Consider the following 18,143-nt stretch of genomic DNA (forward strand, 5'->3'; position numbering starts at 1 on the left):
CGCTGTGATATTCTTTCTTGCACTCTACTTTCTCGCCCGCTCTTTCCATGTCCAACGACTATCTCAAGCGCATCCTCAACTCCAAGGTTTACGACGTCGCCGTCGAATCCCCTCTCGAAACCGCCCCCCTCATTTCAGCGCGCATCCAGAACAAGGTTCTTCTAAAGCGCGAAGATACCCAAGAGGTGTTCAGCTTCAAATTGCGGGGCGCCTACAACAAGATGGCAAATCTTGGTCCCGCAGAGCTCAAGCGCGGGGTTATTGCTGCTTCGGCCGGCAATCATGCCCAAGGGGTTGCGCTGTCAGCGCGAAGGCTCGGCTGCCGCGCGGTGATTGTCATGCCCACGACCACGCCACGCTTGAAGATCGATGCGGTAAAGGCACTGGGCGGTGAAGCGGTGCTCGTCGGCGATAGCTACTCCGACGCCTACCAGCACGCCATGGAGCTTGAAAAGAAGGAAAAGCTCACCTTCGTCCATCCCTTCGACGACCCGGATGTGATCGCCGGTCAAGGCACGGTGGGTATGGAGATTCTGCGTCAGCACTCCAAACCCATCGACGCGGTGTTCGTTCCAATCGGCGGGGGCGGCCTGATTGCCGGTGTAGCGGCCTATATCAAGCAACTGCGACCCGAAACCCGCATTATCGGCGTGCAGACCGTCGACTCCAACGCGATGATGCGCAGCGTCAAGGCAGGACGCCGGCTTGAGCTCAACGATGTCGGGCTGTTTTCAGATGGTACGGCGGTAAAGCTGGTGGGCGCGGAAACCTTCAGGCTTGTACGCCAATATGTAGATGATTTCGTTGCTGTCGATACCGACGCTGTGTGCGCTGCCATCAAGGATGTCTTCCAGGACACGCGCAGCGTGCTTGAGCCTGCGGGCGCGCTGTCGCTGGCGGGCGCAAAGCTTTACGCCGCCCAAAACAAGTGGAAGAACAAGACACTGGTGGCAATAACCAGCGGCGCCAACATGAACTTCGACCGCCTGCGCTTTGTGGCCGAGCGCGCCGACGTCGGCGAGGCCCGCGAGGCGCTGTTTGCACTGACGATCCCGGAGGAGCGCGGGAGCTTTCGCAGGCTCTGCGAGGCATTGGGCAAGCGCAGTGTCACTGAATTCAACTACCGGATCTCGGATGCCGAACAGGCACATGTTTTCGTCGGGGTACAGATCAGCTCGGCGGACGAACCTGAAAAGCTGGCGAATACGTTCCGCAAGAAGGGACTGGAAGCTCTGGACCTGACTGGCAACGAGCTTGCGAAGACTCACCTTCGGTATATGGTGGGCGGCCGCTCGCCTCTGGCAAAGCACGAGATGCTGTTCCGGTTCGAGTTTCCCGAGCGGCCGGGTGCGCTGGCCCGCTTCCTGCAGGCGATGAATCCGGACTGGAACATCAGCTTGTTCCATTATCGCAATCAGGGAGACGACTATGGTCGTGTTCTGGTCGGAATGCAGCTGCCGCCGGAAAGTAGCAAGACGGATGTGAAGGGGTTCCTGGAATCGCTGGGATATCCATACTGGAACGAGACTAACAACCCTGCGTATCGCTTGTTTCTCTGATTCATTACCCCGAGACATTGCCGCGGGGGCTGAAGCCACCACCTTTTGCGACGCCGCTCTGCTGACAAGCTTCGCTTTGCGGGAGGCATGCCGGTTACGGGTTTATGCCATGACGCTGACCCCGCCCGGCATGCCTGAACCAGGTGGCCGGGCGGTTTAAGAAGGCGCCCTTCGGCGCCCGGCTCGGAGGCACCGGGTGAAGCCGGCTCGCGATTGCGCGAGTTGCGGCTTAAAAGGAGCAGACGCTGTAAAGAGGCAGGCCGGTTTCCTTGAGGGCCTTGGATCCGCCCAGATCGGGCAGATCAATGATGGACGCGGCTTCGACTACGTTCGCGCCAAGGCGCTGCAAAAGCTTTGCCGCGGCAAGCATGGTGCCGCCGGTGGCGATAAGGTCATCAATCAGCAAGACACGCTGGCCGGGTTTGACGGCGTCGGAGTGCATCTCAACCGTGGCATTACCGTATTCAAGCGTGTATTCTTCAGCCAGGGTATGAAAGGGCAATTTGCCCTTTTTTCGCACGGGCACAAATCCGAGGTTAAGCTCGTAGGCCAGTACGGAGCCCAAAATAAACCCACGCGCGTCGATGCCGGCCACCAAGTCGAGACGCTGACGCATGTAGCGATAAACAAACAAGTCGACCAGAACCCTGAAAGACTGCGGATCTTGCAAAACTGGGGTGATGTCGCGGAAGGTGACGCCGGGTTTCGGCCAATCGGGGACACTACGTATCGCGTCGCGAATGTAGTTGACGGGATCTGTATGCATGGAAAATCGACGAAAAGTCCTGGGATGCTGAGCAGCAGTAACTATAACTCCAATCATCCCGTTTCAGGCGTCACTTTTGGCCGAGGAACCGTCAGCGTTTAAAATCATCCAATGAAAAGCATGCACCCAACGATTGCATCCGAGCCCATCGCGTCGGCGCGCCGCACACTGTCCACAGAAATCGATGCCCTGATCGCCCTGCGCGACCGCCTGGACGAGGATTTCTCGCGCGCGGTGCAAATGGTGCTGGCCTGTGAAGGCCGCGTGGTGGTCACTGGTATCGGCAAGTCCGGGCACATCGCCCGTAAAATTGCGGCGACGCTCGCCTCAACCGGCACACCTTCATTTTTCATGCACGGCGCCGAAGCCTTGCACGGCGACCTGGGCATGCTCACCAGCCGAGACCTGGTACTTGCCATTTCGTATTCCGGTGCTGCCAGCGAACTGCTGACCGTGCTCAGCATCACGAAACGCATGGGCATTCCACTTATCGCCATGACAGGCAATGTGCAGTCGCAATTGGCGGTCAATGCCGATCTGCACCTGGATGTACACGTGGACCACGAGGCCTGCCCACTTAATCTGGCTCCCACGGCCAGCACCACGGCAACACTGGCCCTGGGCGATGCCATCGCCGTGGCATGCCTGGAGGCCAGGGGCTTCAGTTCCGAGGATTTTGCACGCTCGCACCCAGGCGGTGCCCTGGGCAGGCGCCTGCTTACGCTGGTTCGCGATGTAATGCGGTCCGGAGAAGCACTGCCCATTGTCAGTGCCGACACGCCTATCCCCAAAGCACTGGAAGAAATGTCCCACAAGGGCATGGGCATGACAATCGTCGTTGGCAAAGACAACAGGCCACAGGGAATATTTACAGATGGCGACCTTCGTCGACTCATATCGGCTCGCGGTGATATCCGTTCACTGAAAGTAGCTGATGGAATGACCCTTCATCCAAAAACTGTTTCACCCGCCACACTTGCCGTGGAAGCGGCCACGCTCATGAATGACAACCGGCTGACCCAGGTTCTCGTCGTCGACCAAGACGGGCTACTATTAGGCGCCCTGCATATGCACGACCTGCTGGCAGCCAAGGTAATCTGACAATGAAACCTGAAATCACCCCTCCTCACCCGGCCGAAGCCCTGATTCTCACCAAGGCCACGTCCGCTGCGGTTGAGCGCGCCCGTCATATTCGACTGATGGCGTTTGATGTTGATGGCATCCTGACGGACGGCAGTCTCTGGTACGGTGAAAACGGCGAAACAATCAAGCGATTCCACGCCTTGGACGGACACGGCTTGCGCCTTATGAGAGAAGGCGGAATCGCAGTGGCGCTGATCACCGGCCGTGAAGGTCCGATTGTTGCCATGCGCGCCGCCGAGCTCGGTATTTCTCTGGTGCTTCAGGGCGTACGCGACAAGGCCCAGGCTATCGCCGAACTGGCACAGGAAGAAGGCTGTACGCTGGATCAGGTCGGCTTCATGGGCGACGACATACTCGATCTGGCCGCCATGCAACGCGTGGGCTTCGCCGCATCCGTGCCAAACGCTCCCCCTTACATCACGCAGGCTGCACATTGGGTCGCTTCACGCGACGGCGGCCATGGTGCGGCGCGAGAATGCTGCGACCTGATTCTTGCGGCACAAGGTCGGCTGCGCCATTTTTTCTCGCCCAATGCGGTCATTTTGGGCGGCGTCACGCAATAAGCCATGAAAGAGCGCGTTCCGGCCCTGGTCGCCATTGCTCTGTTGATTTTTCTGGTTATCGGAACCTGGTGGGCGGCTGACTACACGCAACGCGCAGTTTCCATCGAACCTCCGCGCCGCATCACGCACGAACCGGATGCGTGGTCCAGAAACTTTGTCATGGTTCGCACCGACGCTCAAGGCGTAGCAATCAATCGCATCGAGGGCGACTATCTGCAGCATTTTCCAGACGATGATTCCTACGAGGTACAGCAGGCGCGCGCGACCGGCCAGCGGGCCGATTCCCCCGTAACCGTGGGAACCTCAAACATCGCCATCATGGACCGCGACGGCACACGCATCATCATGCGCGGCGACGCGCATCTGCATCGCCAACCTTACGACGACAGGCCTGCCCTGGACGTAAGCAGCGAAGAGCTGATCCTGCTTCCTGACGAGGACGTGGCCTACACGGATCTTCCGGCAGTAGTGGTCAACGGCAAATCGACCATGGTAGGAACGGGCATGCGGTACGATAACGGCAAGCGCACCTTGCAGGTTTTTTCGTCGAGCGATGTGCGCATTGCAGCAGAAGACGCGCAGGCGACCCGCTCCGAAAACCAAGGCTCTCGAGATAAAAATGATGAAACCAAGACACCTTGAACGACTCTCCATCTGGCTGTGCGCTGCTGCGCTTGCCCTGGCCGCCCCGGCAGTGTCTGCGCAACAGGCAGCCCCCGAAGAAGAGCCTGACACGCTTATATTGTCCGACACGCTCAATTACAACGACGTGACCAAAGAAAGTACGTTCACAGGCAACGTCATCATGACGCGCGGTCTCATGACACTGCACGCCGACACTCTCGTCATGCGCGAAGATGCAGAAGGCTTCCAGCACGGCGTTGCCACGGTTTCAAGTCCCGACAAACGGGTGAATGTGCGCCAGGAAAACCCCGAGAGATTCGAAGTCATTGAGGCCGAAGGCCTGCGCGGCGAATATAACGGCAAGACCGATGAAATTGAAATGATCGGACAGGCCATCGTCACCAAGTACGTTTGTGGCAAGGCGCTGGACACCATCCGCGGCGAACGGGTCAAGTACAACCAGACCACCAGCGTCTACCAGGCCTTTGGCGGTCCCCAATCCTCGGCACAGGGCGGCCGCGTCCGTTCGCTGGCCACTCCCAGCGCCAAGACCGATGCCGCCATCGAGGCATGCAAGCGAAAATCCACCAACGGCTGATCAAACGCACTTGGCACGCCCAGTTATAACGATCTGTATTCACAAAAACCATTTATGTTTTCACCCGCCAAGTCGCGCTTCGGCACGACCCGCCCCCCCAGCGATCAGCCGGGCAGCCTGAAGGCGACCGGCCTGCGCAAGACCTATGGCAAGCGTACGGTCGTACGAGACGTTTCTCTTTCCGTTGACAGCGGTGAAGTAGTTGGCCTGCTCGGCCCCAACGGGGCGGGCAAAACCACCAGCTTTTACATGATCGTCGGCATCGTACCTACCGATGCGGGTCGTATTGAGATCGACAACACCGACATCACCGCCATGCCCATGCATAAGCGGGCTCGCCTGGGTTTGTCGTACCTGCCGCAGGATGCGTCGGTATTTCGCCGGCTGACCGTCGAAGAAAACATACGGGCAGTACTCGAGCTTCAGTTAGATGCCGACGGACGGCCGTTGTCCTCGGTTCGCATCGGCGAAAACCTGGAGACACTGCTGGACGAACTGCAGATCGGTCATATTCGCCGCAATACCGCTATTTCATTGTCTGGCGGTGAACGACGCCGTGTCGAGATTGCCCGGGCACTGGCCACCAACCCAAGGTTCATCCTGCTTGACGAACCCTTTGCCGGTGTTGATCCCATCGCGGTCATTGAAATTCAACGCATCGTGCACTTTCTGAAGGGTCGCAATATCGGCGTGCTGATTACCGACCATAACGTGCGTGAAACCCTGGGGATATGTGACCGGGCATACATTATCAGTGAAGGCAAGGTTCTTACCAACGGACACCCCAGCGAAATCATTGATAACGAAGCCGTTCGCAAGGTTTATCTGGGCAAGAACTTCCGCATGTAGGCGGGTCCATCCGCATATTATGCGGACTTCTTGACCTTTCGCAAACAGTGGTTTCTTCCGACTTGATTTAGTTTTTCCAAGCGATAAACTAAAACCGTGTTCATTACTTTAGAAGGAGATTTTTCAGCCCCTATCACGCGCATCCTGCGCACTCTGTCTTTACAGGAGAGCAGTACATGAACCTGAATATCACTGGCCGTCACCTAGAAATCACCCCCGCCATCCGTGCGTACGTCAAAAACAAGATGTCACGGGTAGCACGACATTTTGACAATGTCATCGACACCCAGGTCATGCTCTCAATAGAGCGTTTGAAGCACACCGCCGAGGTCACCATGCGCCTGCGCGGCAAAGACATTCACTGCGAGGCGTCCGACGAAAACCTCTACGCTGCCATCGACCTGCTGTCTGACAAGATCGATCGACAGGTCATCAAGTACAAAACCAAAATGCAGGATCATGCTCACGAACCGGTCAAAAAGCTGCCGGTAAGCGCATAAATCACGCCACGGGTTCGCAATGCCTGGCCTGGCGCCAAGGCAAGCACCCTAGTCCCTCCAGCCGTATTCGGCATACAACGAAAGGGGGACCAATCAGGCCCCATTCATCCGACTGGGGCCTTTGGCTTTCTATGACAGCTCATATGCCCATATAATGCCCAGTATGAATCTCATGTCGCGAATCCTGCCACTGGAAAACATCGTTCTCGATATCGAAGCTACCAGTAAGAAGCGAGCGTTCGAGCAAGCGGGCCTGCTTTTTGAAAACCATCATGGTATTGCCCGAACTGCCGTCTTTCAAAGCCTGATCGCTCGCGAGCGCCTGGGCTCCACGGCGCTAGGGCATCACATCGCCGTGCCGCACGGCCGCATCAAGGGGCTGAAAGAACCTTGTGCCGCATTTGTACGCCTGGCCGACCCGGTACGTTTCGACGCCAGCGACGGCCGATTGGCGAATTTGCTGTTTTTCGTACTCGTGCCCGAAACCGCAACACAGCTTCACCTCGACCTGCTGGCTGAAATCGCACGCCTTGTGTCCAATCCCTCGTTGCGACAGGTACTATCCACCGAAACCGACCCGGCCGTCATCCATCGCTTGCTTACCACCGACGTCGCGACGGCTGAATAAGCCAGGAAGGTTCCACATGCTGACCGTTCAGGAACTCATCAACGAAAACGCCGAGAAAATTTCGTTCACCTGGATTGCCGGCAGCATGGGCGCCGACCGTACCATTGCCCAAAGCGGCCTTTCGGGGGCCGACCTCATCGGGCACCTGAACCTCATACACCCCTCCCGCATACAGGTATTTGGCAAAGAAGAACTTGCCTACTACAACCGCGTCGAACCGCGCCGCCGGCATCTGCAACTCGAAGACCTGGTAGCCGGGGGCGTTCCTGCCATTGTGTTGGCCGGCGACCTCAATGTACCGGACGATCTGCGTCAATTTTGCGAAGATCAGCGCATTCCCCTTCTGGCCACCCCGATAGAAGCCGCCGAGCTCATCGAACTGCTGCGCTTTTACCTGGGCAAGCGCCTTGCGCCAACAACCACTGTCCATGGCGTGTTCATGGACGTCCTTGGCCTGGGCGTACTTATTATGGGCGACTCCGGGCTGGGCAAAAGCGAGCTCGCGCTCGAACTGATTTCCCGCGGACACGGACTGGTTGCCGACGACGCTGTCGAACTTTCGCGCATCGCACCAAACATCATCGAAGGACACTGTCCACCCCTGCTGCAAAACCTGCTCGAGGTACGGGGGCTTGGCCTGCTCGATATTCGCACCATTTTTGGCGAAACCTCGGTGCGTCGCAAAATGAAACTCAAGCTGATCGTGCAGCTGGTACGCCTGAACGCCGACGCATTCGAGCGTCTGCCCGTACAAGACCTTACTCAAGACATTCTCGGCATACCCATCCGCCGCGTCATGCTCCAGGTGGCCCCAGGCCGTAACCTGGCGGTGCTGGTCGAAGCGGCAGTTCGAAACACCATCCTCACCCTTCGGGGCATCGATACCATGGGCGATTTCATCGAACGCCAGGCGTTGGCCATCATGGAAAGTAGCCGCCCCGACTAGGGCCTGGTAACTATGCTGAAAATTGTTCTGATCACTGGCATCTCCGGTTCTGGCAAATCGGTAGCCTTGCGGCTGCTCGAAGATTCCGGCTACTTGTGCGTGGACAACCTTCCCGTCCGGTTCTTGCACGACTTCATTGCCAGCACACGCGAAGACGGCCTGGAACGCGTGGCAGTCGCCATCGATGTACGCTCACCCGGCGAACTTGAGGATCTGCCGGCAGTCATTACCGCGTTACGTGCAAGCGGCACTGAATTTCGCGTGATCTTCCTGGATGCGAATGATCACACGTTGCTGCAGCGTTACTCCGAGTCGCGTCGGCGCCATCCCCTGACCGATCGACTGAGCAAAGACAACAAATCACCTTCTTTGCAAGAGTGCATCAACACCGAACGTGAGCTGCTGGCTCCGTTGCGGGAACAGGAACACGTCATTGACACCTCTGATCTGACGCCAGGCCAATTGCGAGCATGGATGCGCGATCTGGTTCAGGCGGACAGATCCTCGGTGGTGCTGACCTTCGAGTCATTCGCCTATAAGCGCGGCGTGCCCGGCGATGCCGACCTGGTGTTCGATGTGCGTTGCCTGCCAAACCCGCATTATGATCGCGAGTTACGACCGCTGACCGGCCGGGACGAAGCGGTTGCCAAATGGCTTTCACAGTTTGGAAGCGTCGAGACCATGATCGACGACATCGCCGGCTTTATTCGACGCTGGTTGCCCCTGTACATGCAAGATACCCGCAACTATCTGACGGTGGCAATTGGTTGCACTGGGGGACAGCACCGCTCGGTTTACGTGACCGAGCAGCTCGCACAGCGTTTCGCCGACCATTCTCCCTTGCTGATCCGCCACCGGAATCAGCCGGCAGCAGACATACCATGATGAACTCCCGCCTTTTCACTGCAGCAGCCTGTATTGGTGTGGCACTGATCTTGGCGGGCTGCGGGTCGACGAGCAAACGAGGGGGCTATTACAAGGACGACGGCCCGGGCTCGGATATTCCGGCAGACATCCTCAGCACCCCCGACGCCGTGCCTCGCATCGAACCCTACGCTCGGGCAAACATGCGCCCCTACCGCGTGATGGGCAAAACCTACGTCCCCCTGGCTGGAGACACACCGTACCGCGAGACAGGAATCGCCTCCTGGTATGGCAGGAAGTTTCATGGCCGAAAAACAGCCAATGGCGAAACCTATAATATGTACGCCATGACAGCCGCGCACCCCACTCTTCCGCTACCCAGCTATGCGCGCGTAACCCGTCCCGATACCGGCGCGTCGGTGGTGGTACGTGTCAATGATCGCGGACCTTTTCATAGCGGCCGGGTCATCGATCTTTCATACACGGCTGCAGCAAAACTCGGGCTGATCGGACGGGGCAGCGGCAAGGTAGTGGTGGAAGCCATTACGCACACTGATATTGCCAGGGCCCAGTCCGGCGGAACAGGCTGGGCAACGGCCGGTACATCCCGTCAGGTTGTCGCCCAGCCGGTGGCAAGCGCGCCTGCACCGGTTGCCGTGCCGGTTTCCCAGACCCCGGCGCGGCAGATGACCGACAGTGAGCCCGCCAGCACCTTCGAGCCGGAACCCGTTGCGACTCCCGTTCCCGATGCCTTGGCTGTACTGGAAATAGCCGAAGGCTGGCCAGGCATGAGCACTGCCTCAGCCTCAAACGAGTCTGAACCATCGTCCGGCACAATGCCCACGCTCGAGGAAGACGTCAGCACAGGCATTTATTTGCAGTTTGGAGCGTTTAGCGGCCAGGAGAATGCTGAGTTTCTCGCTCAGCGCCTGAATGACCAGATCGCGATGGTAGAAAGCCGTCGCGCCCAGGTGTTTCCTTCGAGCGACCTATACCGGGTGCGGATCGGCCCCTTTGCCAATCGAACCGAAGCCGTCAACGCAGCCTTCCGCATTCAACAGCACACCGGCGCCCAGGCAACTCTGGCCACCCGGGATTAGCTGTGAGCCGGGACGCCGCCAAGATCCATGGCTGACACTTGCCGAATCCGGCAACTATCCAACACAAATGAAGCGGGTCAGGATTTGCGCTCTAAAGCGGCTGCGTACAACACATCGCGAGACACTCCGCTGATTTTGGCGGCAGCACGGACCGCGTCACGGACGCTTGCAATGTCCAAGAGCGTATCCAGCAAGTCCAGCGTTTCGGCATCCAGCGAACCGTCCTGCTGGTCAGGCTCGGGTTCATGCACAATCAGAACGAACTCCCCCTGAGATCGATGGGCGTCTTCAGAAAGCCAGTCAGACACCTGGCCCAGCGGAAGCGTCACCACCTGCTCGAAGCGCTTGGTCAGTTCACGTGCAATGGTCAGCTGGCGATCGGGACCACACACCCTCAGCAAATCTTTCAACGCCGCAGCCAGTCTGTGCGGCGATTCAAACATTACCACCGGCGCCGGCAGACTCGTCCATTGCTGAAACCATTTTTGCCGTGCGGCCGATTTGGCGGGCGCAAAACCCGCAAAGACGAATGCGGGGTTCTCGTCTGACGTGGCGCCACTGGCCATCAAGGCGGCAATGACCGCGCTGGCACCCGGAACAGGAATGACGGTGTACCCGGCCTGGCGAACAACCCGCACCATACGGGCACCCGGATCGCTGACTCCAGGTGCACCGGCATCAGAGATCAGCGCGACGCGCTCTCCGCTGCGCAGGCGCTGCAAAATCGCCTGCGAGGCCTCTGCTTCATTATGCCGGTGTGCAGCCACCAAGGGTGTGGAAATACCCCATGCGTCCAGCAGGGCGCGACTGGCACGCGTATCTTCCGCAGCAATCACATCGCAACGCGCCAGGGCCTGCAACGCGCGCAGGCTGAGGTCGCCCAGGTTTCCGATGGGCGTCGCCACCACGTACAAGGCAGAAGCCGGCCAATTCTGGTCGGCGACTTTTTGGGCAAGACGATTCCATGACGCAAGAAGATCAGAGGTGACGGTTGGGCTCATACTGTAGGGCAGCTTAATGGAGGTGTCTAAGGTTGGATGATACGTCAGACCCCATCGTGCTCGCTCGCCTCGCACAGCACAAGGCCATTCATCGTCGCAGGCGCAATGCGTCCAGGAAACTGAAGGGACACGCTGTCACAGACGATTTGCCCCGCCTCTCGCCCAGCCAGCGGCGGGGCCGCACTGCCGAAGAGCGCGCAGCCGCCCATGTTGAAGCGTCAGGAGCAATGTTGCTGGGGCGGAACCTGTCGTGCCGTCTCGGCGAAATCGACCTGATCTGCCAGGACGGCGCGGTGCTGGTGTTTATCGAAGTGCGTCAACGGCACAATTCACGTTTCGGTGGGGCTGCGGCCAGCGTCGATACGATGAAACGTCAGCGGCTGGTGCGTGCGGCCCGGTATTTTTTGCCCATTCTGACACAGCGATATTTTCGGGGTGTGACGCCACGGTGTCGTTTTGATGTCATTGCCATCGACAGCCTGAACCTGGACTGGATCAAATCTGCATTCGAAGCCATGAGATAATGATGGGCATGGACATGACCTCACGTATGACATCGCATTTTGACGACGCGATCGAAACCTTCAAGGCCAGCTCACAGGTCTTGGCTCAACCGTTGTCCGCCGCCGTTGAGCTGCTGTTCAGCGCGCTGGTCAACAACAACAAGATCCTTGCCTGCGGCAATGGGGGATCGGCGGCCGATGCCCAGCATTTCATTGCCGAACTGGTCGGACGCTTCGAGCGCGATCGCCTTCCGCTGGCCGGCATCGCGCTCAACACCGACACTTCCATCCTTACTGCGGTGGGCAACGACTACGGCTTCGATGCCGTTTTCGAGCGGCAGGTAAACGCGCTGGGCCAACCCGGAGACGTCCTCGTCGCGATTTCGACCAGCGGGAACTCCCCCAATGTCTTGCGGTCAATAGAAGCAGCCCACGAACGCGAAATGGCTGTTATCGCCCTTACCGGAAAAGGCGGCGGCAAAATCAACGACCTGCTTTACGAAACCGATATCCATTTGTGTGTGCCACATGACCGCACCATGCGCATACAAGAAGTCCATATTCTTCTTCTGCATGCCTTATGCGACGGCATGGACGCCCTGCTTCTCGGAGACACGCTCTAATGAACCTGCCCCAGCATCTGACGAAACCTCTGCTCGCTGTCTGCATTTCCGCCGTCTCGCTCGGAACGCTGTCTGGCTGTGCACCGCTGGTAGTGGGTGGTGCAGCCGCCACCACAGCCGTCGTTGCAGCCGATCGGCGCACCGCCGGAGAACAGGTCGAAGATCAGGCCATCGAACTCAAGATCGGTTCTGAAATGCGCAAGCTGCTCGGAGAAAATGGCCGGGCGTATGCTGTCTCGTATGCGGGTCGCGTGCTGCTGCTGGGCGACGTTCCCACCGAGCAGGACAAGCAGCGCGCCGGAGAACTCGCATCACGCGTTGAAAAGGTTCAGCAGGTGTACAACCAGCTGCGTGTCGGTGATATCACCCCGGTCAGTGTCCGCACCAACGACAGCTGGCTCAGCACCAAGGTAACCACCACGCTTATCAATACCAAGGACGTTCCCACGCGCACCATCGTAGTAACTACCGAGCGCGGGGTCGTGTATCTGATGGGCAGGGTTACCGACGCCGAAGGCCAGCGCGCCGCCAAAGCCGCAGCAGGTGTGGGCGGAATCAACAAGGTTGTAAAATTGTTCGAGATCGTCTCCCCTGAAAGCGTGGCGCCCGCCGGCCAATCGGCGGCACCCACGCAAGACTCCTCTTCACCGGCAACCGATATGTCCTCCGACACCGGCTCGCCCGATGTACAAACAATGCCTGTCCAATGAAAAAGCTTCTACTTGGCGCTGTCGCCCTGGTTATCGTGGCCGGTTTCGGCCTATGGCAGTTCTCCGGCACTGCAAAAACCGCCCCGCAGGTAACTTTCACTTCGCTGGATGGTCACCGCTTCACCACTGAAGACCTGCGTGGCAAAGTGTTCCTAGTCAAGTTCTGGGCCACCAGCTGCGTCACGTGCGTTGCCCAGATGCCCGATACCATCGAGGCGTATAACGATTACTCCGACAAGGGTTACGAAGTCATCGCAGTGGCAATGGATTACGATCCGCCTGAATACGTACGAAACTTCGCACAGTCGCGCAAACTGCCGTTTACCGTGGCCATGGATTCAAGCGGTGAAATCGCCAAGGCTTTCGATGACGTCAAGCTTACTCCCACCGCCTACCTGGTCGACAAGCAAGGTCGCATCATCAAGCGCTACCTGGGCAATTACGACAAGGTAGCGTTTCGCAAGACTGTCGAACGCGCGCTGGCCGGCTGACCCCCGGCCCGCTTCGAAATCTCCAACCCGAAAGCGCCCGGCTTTCGGGTTTTTCACAGCAACGCTCTTACATCAGTCATGAACACACCCGCCAACGAACTTTCCTCTTACTCGTCCACCGTCAAGGCCGATGTGCTTTCCGAGGCCTTGCCGTACATTCGCCGTTTCCATGGCAAGACCGTCGTCGTCAAGTACGGCGGCAATGCCATGATCGAAGAAGACCTGCAACGAAGTTTCGCACACGACGTGGTGCTGCTGAAACTGGTGGGCCTCAACCCGATTGTCGTACATGGTGGCGGTCCCCAGATCAACGATGCCCTGAAACGAATCGGCAAGGAAGGCAATTTTGTCCAGGGGATGCGCGTCACTGATGCCGAGACGATGGAGGTGGTCGAGTGGGTACTGGGCGGGCAGGTACAGCAAGACATCGTCATGATGATCAACGAAGCGGGTGGTAAGGCCGTGGGCCTCACCGGCAAGGACGGTCGGCTGATCCAGGCGCGCAAAAAGCTGATGCCTGACGCCGAAAATCCGGGCGAGTGGCTGGACATCGGCTATGTCGGCGACATCACCCACATCGAGCCGGCGGTGGTCAAGGCCTTGCAAGATGATCAATTCATTCCGGTCATTTCCTCGATCGGTTACGGTGAAGACGGTCGCGCATACAACATCAACGCCGACGTTGTTGCGGGCAAGATTGCCGAGGTGCTGGGCGCCGAGAAGCTCATCATGATGACCAACACCCCCGGCGTGCTCGACAAGAGCGGCCAATTGTTGCGCAGCCTCTCGGCGCAATCGATTGACGCCCTGTTCAAGGATGGAACGATTTCCGGTGGAATGCTGCCCAAGATATCGTCAGCCCTCGAAGCCGCACGAAATGGCGTCAATTCCGTCCACGTCGTTGACGGCCGGGTTCCTCACTGCCTGTTGCTCGAGATCCTGACCGACCAGGGCGTCGGCACGATGATCAGTTCTAACTAAGGCCGCCGTATGTCAGACCAGCCGGCGTCAAACCGGCGACTGCTCACGCCCCCGGCACCGCATCGTCCACGCAGTCGTACCACACAGCCATTGCGCTCAGTCGCTTCCGCCTCGCAGCGCGTATGGCTGTTCGACCTGGACAATACCCTGCATGACTGTTCGGCGGGCATCTTCAACGCCATTGACCAGAACATGACGGAAGCTGTCATGGAAGCGCTGCAGGTCGACATGGGCGAAGCGCATCGACTGCGGGTCAAGTACTGGCAACGTTATGGGGCAACGGTCATCGGCCTGGTGCGTCATCATGGCGTCGATGCGAATATATTTCTTGAACGCAGCCATCGCTTTGATCCTGCCCCTCTTGTGCATTCAGAACGCGGTCTCGCCCGCAAGCTGCTGGCCCTCAAAGGGCGTAAAATACTTCTGACCAACGCTCCGCTCAACTATGCGCGTGCCGTTCTCAAGGTTCTGGGTATCTTGCAACAGTTCGAAGGACTATGGTCGGTAGACCACATGGCGTTGCAGGGCCGCATCCGCCCTAAACCCTCCAAGGCACTCATGCGACAGGTCCTGGCACGCATCGGTCAGCCCGCCCATAACGTGGTGCTGGTCGAAGACACGCTCAAGAACCTCAAGGCCGCGCGAGAGCTCGGTATGAAAACGGTGCATGTCTTTCATCCGGGCACGCCGTTTTCCGGGCTGCATGCCGGCCGCAGTGCGTATGTCGACCTGCGCGTCAATTCAATCGGCCAGTTGCTGACGGGGCGTCATATTTTCCGCGACTGACCAAACTGCCCGACTCGTCGATCAGGACAGGTCCATGCCACAACAGCCCTCATCCAGACAGATCGCCATTCTCAAGGCCTTATCCAGCATGCTGGAAGAGCCGGCAGCCGGCCGCATCACGACTGCGGCACTGGCCAAGAGAATGAATCAGTCCGAAGCAGCCCTGTATCGTCACTACTCCGGCAAGGAAGCCATGTTCCAGGCTTTGATCGCCCTGACCCGGGCACAGATCCTTGAAGATCTGCACGACATCGCCACCACCGAAAAACTCGCTACGACAAGGCTGCGGAAGCAGGTTCACGCCCTGCTGTTCTTTGTTGAACGCCATCCAGGCACAGCGCGCTTGCTGACGGGCAGCGCATTGGTGGGCGAAGCTCCGTCACTCCTGCACCAGGTCAATGATGTGCTGGATGCCATTGCCGGCGCGTTGGAACAAAGCACCCGCCTGGCCGGTAGGGCCAGCCCGGAAACCGACGACAGCAGGAGCCTGCTTACCGATATGTTGATGAACTGGGTGCAAGGGCGATGGCTACGCTTCGTGCAAAGTGGCTGGCAAGACAAGCCCACGGATAAATTCGCTGACCGACTGAAATTGCTCGGTCTCTAAACGCCTGACTCCGGCGTCCCGGCAGATTGGCGGTGTCCGCACACCGGGCAGCCAGGATCGCGCTGAAGACGTATGCTGCTCCATTGCATCGTCAACGCATCAAGACACAACAGTCGGCCTGTCAGGGGCTGCCCCATTCCGGTGATCAGCTTAATCGCTTCGGCAGCCTGTGTGCTGCCTATGATTCCCACAAGCGGCCCAAGGACACCTGTTGTGGCGCAACTGACTTCGTCTGCATCGTCGGCCTCGGGAAAGAGGCACTGGTAGCACGGTGAAGCGGGGTCACGCATGTCGAAGACGCTGACCTGACCGGCAAAGCGAATCGCCGCACCCGAAACCAGCGGTTTGCCGTGCAGCACACATGCCCGGTTGACAGCATGCCGGGTGGCGAAGTTATCGCAGCAATCAAGCACCAGATCAGCCTTGGCCACAACAGCTTCAAGGTCGTCGTCCATTAACCGGCGCACGATCGGTTCGATTTGAACCGATGGATTCAATGCGTTCAAGGCGTACTTTGCCGACACGGCCTTCGGCTGGTCCAGCCGGTCGGTGGTGTGAATGATTTGCCGTTGCAGGTTACTGAGCTCTACGACGTCGTCGTCGGCAAGCATGATGCTGCCCACGCCGGCGCCCGCGAGATATAGTGCTGCCGGTGCGCCCAGCCCCCCGGCACCCACTATCAGCACCCGCGCTGCAAGCAGCTTCTCCTGCCCTTCGATTCCCAGTTCATTGAGCAGGATGTGCCGCGCGTATCGCAGCAGATCCTGGTCATTCATGAACAGGCACCAGTCCGTCGGGTGTAAGCCGGTAGCGCTCTACTCGCTCTTTCGGGGCGTTGTCCCGGGCGCCATCATTTTTTTTTTCTGCCTCGGCCGTGGGCTGGGCAGTCTGTGCAGCAGACGGTTCGCCCTTGGCAATCGCGGCCCGCGGCCCGCTCTTTTGAACCGGACGCCCCTCGAGCAGGTTTATGGCCTGCTGCAGCTGGAAATCGTCGGCACCGCCGAACTCGAACATCTTGGGTTCGGGCTGGTCACTGTCTTCTTCGGCCTGCGTGACGACCTCGGGCGCTGCCATTGAATTTTCGAGGTGATGTGCCAGATCGGCCTCGCGGGGCAGCCTGAACAGATTGCCTTGCGCCGTGTCGTCGACGAGGATGTCGGGCTCGACACCGGTCACCTGGATCGAACGACCCTTGGGAGTGTAGTAACGCGCCGTCGTCAGCTTGATGCCGGTGTCTTCGCCCAAGGGCAAGACACTTTGCACCGAGCCCTTGCCAAACGTTCGATTACCCAGGACCTTGGCGCGACCGTGATCCTGCAGGGCACCTGCAACAATTTCGGAAGCCGAGGCAGAACCGACGTTAACCAGCACAACCATGGGTACGGTGCGGGTCCATTCAGGCGTGCCGCTTAACGGGTCACCACCGGCCGAAAAATACCGCATGTAATCGCTACGCTTGGCGTAGTACTCGCGATTGGCCGATGGGATGCGGCCCTTGGTCGAGACCACCAGCACATTGGGTTGCAGAAAGACCGACGAGACGCCGATGGCTGCATCGAGCAAACCACCCGGATCATTGCGCAGGTCGAGCACCAGTCCCTTGGGAGGTTTGTTCTGGCCGAGCTTCTTCAGCTGATTGACCAGGTCGCTTGTGGTGCGCTCCTGGAACTGGGCCACGCGCACGTAGGCGATGTCGTTCTCGAGCATTTTGCTGCGCACGCTGCGCACTTTGATGAGGTCTCGCACGATCTTCACGACGATCGGCTTGTCGTGATCGGCCCGTTTGATGGTAAGCACAATGGACGTCTTGGGTTCGCCGCGCATGAGCTTTATGGCTTCATTCAGCGTCATGCCCTTGGTGGGCTTGCCATCGATATGTGTGATCAGGTCGCCGGCAAGGATTCCCGCACGCGCAGCGGGCGTGTCTTCGATGGGCGCGATGACCTTTGGCATGCCGTCTTCGCTGCCGATCTCGATTCCCAGGCCACCGAACCCGCCTTGCGTGATGGCTTCCATTTCCTTGAAGGCCTCGGCGTCCAGGTACGCCGAATGAGGATCGAGATCATCGAACATGCCCTTGATGGCATCGTTGATGAGCTTTTCGTCGGTAAGGGGTTCGACGTAACTGGCCTTGATCGCCGAAAAAACGTTAGCGAACTGTTGCAGTTCTTTTAACGGCAACGGCTCGGCCCGCTGAGCCAGCGCGGATATGCCCAGGCTGACCAGAATGCCGCCTACCGCGCCCAAAAACACTAAACCGAAACTTCGTACCCTGCGAGTGCCCATGCACACATTCCTGAA

22 protein-coding genes are annotated in these 18,143 nt (G+C 58.7%); 18 read left to right on the forward strand and 4 right to left on the reverse strand.

Annotation, left to right across the window (positions count from 1 at the left end; translation table 11 throughout):
- Positions 1-17 precede the first annotated feature (17 nt).
- Positions 18-1,559, forward strand: a complete 1,542-nt coding sequence (gene ilvA / locus Q1J88_RS01020; protein WP_301115534.1) for a threonine ammonia-lyase, biosynthetic — start codon at positions 18-20, stop codon at positions 1,557-1,559.
- Positions 1,560-1,788: 229 nt separating this feature from the next.
- Here the strand turns inward: ilvA and Q1J88_RS01025 are convergent, their stop codons facing one another.
- Positions 1,789-2,325: an adenine phosphoribosyltransferase gene (locus tag Q1J88_RS01025; protein WP_301115535.1), complete on the reverse strand. Its 537-nt coding sequence runs from the start codon at positions 2,323-2,325 to the stop codon at positions 1,789-1,791.
- A gap of 111 nt (positions 2,326-2,436) precedes the next feature.
- Between Q1J88_RS01025 and Q1J88_RS01030 the strand changes: the two genes are divergently transcribed.
- From Q1J88_RS01030 to Q1J88_RS01075, 10 genes are all read left to right on the forward strand, one after another.
- Positions 2,437-3,426, forward strand: a complete 990-nt coding sequence (locus Q1J88_RS01030; protein ID WP_301115536.1) for a KpsF/GutQ family sugar-phosphate isomerase — start codon at positions 2,437-2,439, stop codon at positions 3,424-3,426.
- Positions 3,427-3,428: 2 nt separating this feature from the next.
- On the forward strand, positions 3,429-4,031 hold the full coding sequence (locus Q1J88_RS01035; RefSeq protein WP_301115537.1) for an HAD hydrolase family protein: 603 nt from the start codon (positions 3,429-3,431) through the stop codon (positions 4,029-4,031).
- Positions 4,032-4,034: 3 nt separating this feature from the next.
- On the forward strand, positions 4,035-4,673 hold the full coding sequence (lptC, locus tag Q1J88_RS01040) for an LPS export ABC transporter periplasmic protein LptC (RefSeq protein ID WP_301115538.1): 639 nt from the start codon (positions 4,035-4,037) through the stop codon (positions 4,671-4,673).
- A complete protein-coding gene (lptA, locus tag Q1J88_RS01045; protein ID WP_301115583.1) occupies positions 4,654-5,253 on the forward strand; it encodes a lipopolysaccharide transport periplasmic protein LptA in 600 nt (199 codons plus the stop codon). The genes lptC and lptA overlap by 20 nt, the downstream gene beginning before the upstream one ends.
- 54 nt (positions 5,254-5,307) lie before the next feature.
- Positions 5,308-6,102, forward strand: coding sequence for an LPS export ABC transporter ATP-binding protein (gene lptB / locus Q1J88_RS01050; RefSeq protein WP_301115539.1), 795 nt, complete (start codon positions 5,308-5,310; stop codon positions 6,100-6,102).
- Positions 6,103-6,278: 176 nt separating this feature from the next.
- Positions 6,279-6,602 (forward strand): ribosome-associated translation inhibitor RaiA, encoded by a 324-nt coding sequence (gene raiA / locus Q1J88_RS01055; RefSeq protein WP_301115540.1) that lies wholly within the window; start codon positions 6,279-6,281, stop codon positions 6,600-6,602.
- A gap of 163 nt (positions 6,603-6,765) precedes the next feature.
- Positions 6,766-7,230 (forward strand): PTS sugar transporter subunit IIA, encoded by a 465-nt coding sequence (locus Q1J88_RS01060; protein ID WP_301115584.1) that lies wholly within the window; start codon positions 6,766-6,768, stop codon positions 7,228-7,230.
- Positions 7,231-7,246: 16 nt separating this feature from the next.
- Complete coding sequence (gene hprK / locus Q1J88_RS01065) at positions 7,247-8,176, forward strand: HPr(Ser) kinase/phosphatase (protein WP_301115541.1); 930 nt, start codon at positions 7,247-7,249, stop codon at positions 8,174-8,176.
- A gap of 12 nt (positions 8,177-8,188) precedes the next feature.
- Positions 8,189-9,061, forward strand: a complete 873-nt coding sequence (gene rapZ, locus Q1J88_RS01070) for an RNase adapter RapZ (protein WP_301115542.1) — start codon at positions 8,189-8,191, stop codon at positions 9,059-9,061.
- Positions 9,058-10,140, forward strand: a complete 1,083-nt coding sequence (locus Q1J88_RS01075; protein WP_301115543.1) for a septal ring lytic transglycosylase RlpA family protein — start codon at positions 9,058-9,060, stop codon at positions 10,138-10,140. The genes rapZ and Q1J88_RS01075 overlap by 4 nt, the downstream gene beginning before the upstream one ends.
- A gap of 77 nt (positions 10,141-10,217) precedes the next feature.
- On the opposite strand, the gene rsmI is transcribed toward Q1J88_RS01075, so the two are convergent.
- Positions 10,218-11,141 carry a 16S rRNA (cytidine(1402)-2'-O)-methyltransferase gene (gene rsmI / locus Q1J88_RS01080; protein ID WP_301115544.1) on the reverse strand — a complete coding sequence of 308 codons (924 nt, stop codon included), beginning with the start codon at positions 11,139-11,141 and terminating at the stop codon, positions 10,218-10,220.
- 32 nt (positions 11,142-11,173) lie between these two features.
- On the opposite strand from rsmI, the gene Q1J88_RS01085 reads away from it, so the two are divergent.
- The 7 genes from Q1J88_RS01085 to slmA all read left to right on the forward strand — a co-directional run bounded on the left by Q1J88_RS01085 (position 11,174) and on the right by slmA (position 15,842).
- Positions 11,174-11,665, forward strand: a complete 492-nt coding sequence (locus Q1J88_RS01085) for a YraN family protein (protein WP_301115545.1) — start codon at positions 11,174-11,176, stop codon at positions 11,663-11,665.
- A gap of 8 nt (positions 11,666-11,673) precedes the next feature.
- Positions 11,674-12,267, forward strand: coding sequence for a phosphoheptose isomerase (locus Q1J88_RS01090; protein ID WP_301115546.1), 594 nt, complete (start codon positions 11,674-11,676; stop codon positions 12,265-12,267).
- Complete coding sequence (locus Q1J88_RS01095) at positions 12,267-12,977, forward strand: BON domain-containing protein (protein WP_301115547.1); 711 nt, start codon at positions 12,267-12,269, stop codon at positions 12,975-12,977. Before Q1J88_RS01090 ends, Q1J88_RS01095 begins: the two co-directional genes overlap by 1 nt.
- Entirely contained in the window at positions 12,974-13,468 is a 495-nt protein-coding gene (locus Q1J88_RS01100; protein ID WP_301115548.1) for a TlpA disulfide reductase family protein, read from the forward strand. Before Q1J88_RS01095 ends, Q1J88_RS01100 begins: the two co-directional genes overlap by 4 nt.
- Positions 13,469-13,546: 78 nt before the next feature.
- Positions 13,547-14,449, forward strand: a complete 903-nt coding sequence (gene argB / locus Q1J88_RS01105; RefSeq protein ID WP_301115549.1) for an acetylglutamate kinase — start codon at positions 13,547-13,549, stop codon at positions 14,447-14,449.
- 9 nt (positions 14,450-14,458) lie between these two features.
- Positions 14,459-15,235 (forward strand): pyrimidine 5'-nucleotidase, encoded by a 777-nt coding sequence (locus Q1J88_RS01110; protein WP_301115550.1) that lies wholly within the window; start codon positions 14,459-14,461, stop codon positions 15,233-15,235.
- 34 nt (positions 15,236-15,269) lie between these two features.
- Positions 15,270-15,842, forward strand: coding sequence for a nucleoid occlusion factor SlmA (gene slmA / locus Q1J88_RS01115; protein WP_301115551.1), 573 nt, complete (start codon positions 15,270-15,272; stop codon positions 15,840-15,842).
- Here the strand turns inward: slmA and moeB are convergent.
- Positions 15,839-16,618 carry a molybdopterin-synthase adenylyltransferase MoeB gene (gene moeB, locus Q1J88_RS01120; protein ID WP_301115552.1) on the reverse strand — a complete coding sequence of 260 codons (780 nt, stop codon included), beginning with the start codon at positions 16,616-16,618 and terminating at the stop codon, positions 15,839-15,841. The genes slmA and moeB overlap by 4 nt on opposite strands.
- Positions 16,611-18,128: a S41 family peptidase gene (locus Q1J88_RS01125; RefSeq protein ID WP_301115553.1), complete on the reverse strand. Its 1,518-nt coding sequence runs from the start codon at positions 18,126-18,128 to the stop codon at positions 16,611-16,613. Before Q1J88_RS01125 ends, moeB begins: the two co-directional genes overlap by 8 nt.
- Positions 18,129-18,143: the final 15 nt, after the last annotated feature.

This window comes from Pusillimonas sp., assembly GCF_029263785.1.
In the GTDB taxonomy this organism is placed as follows: Bacteria; Pseudomonadota; Gammaproteobacteria; order Burkholderiales; family Burkholderiaceae_B; genus Pusillimonas.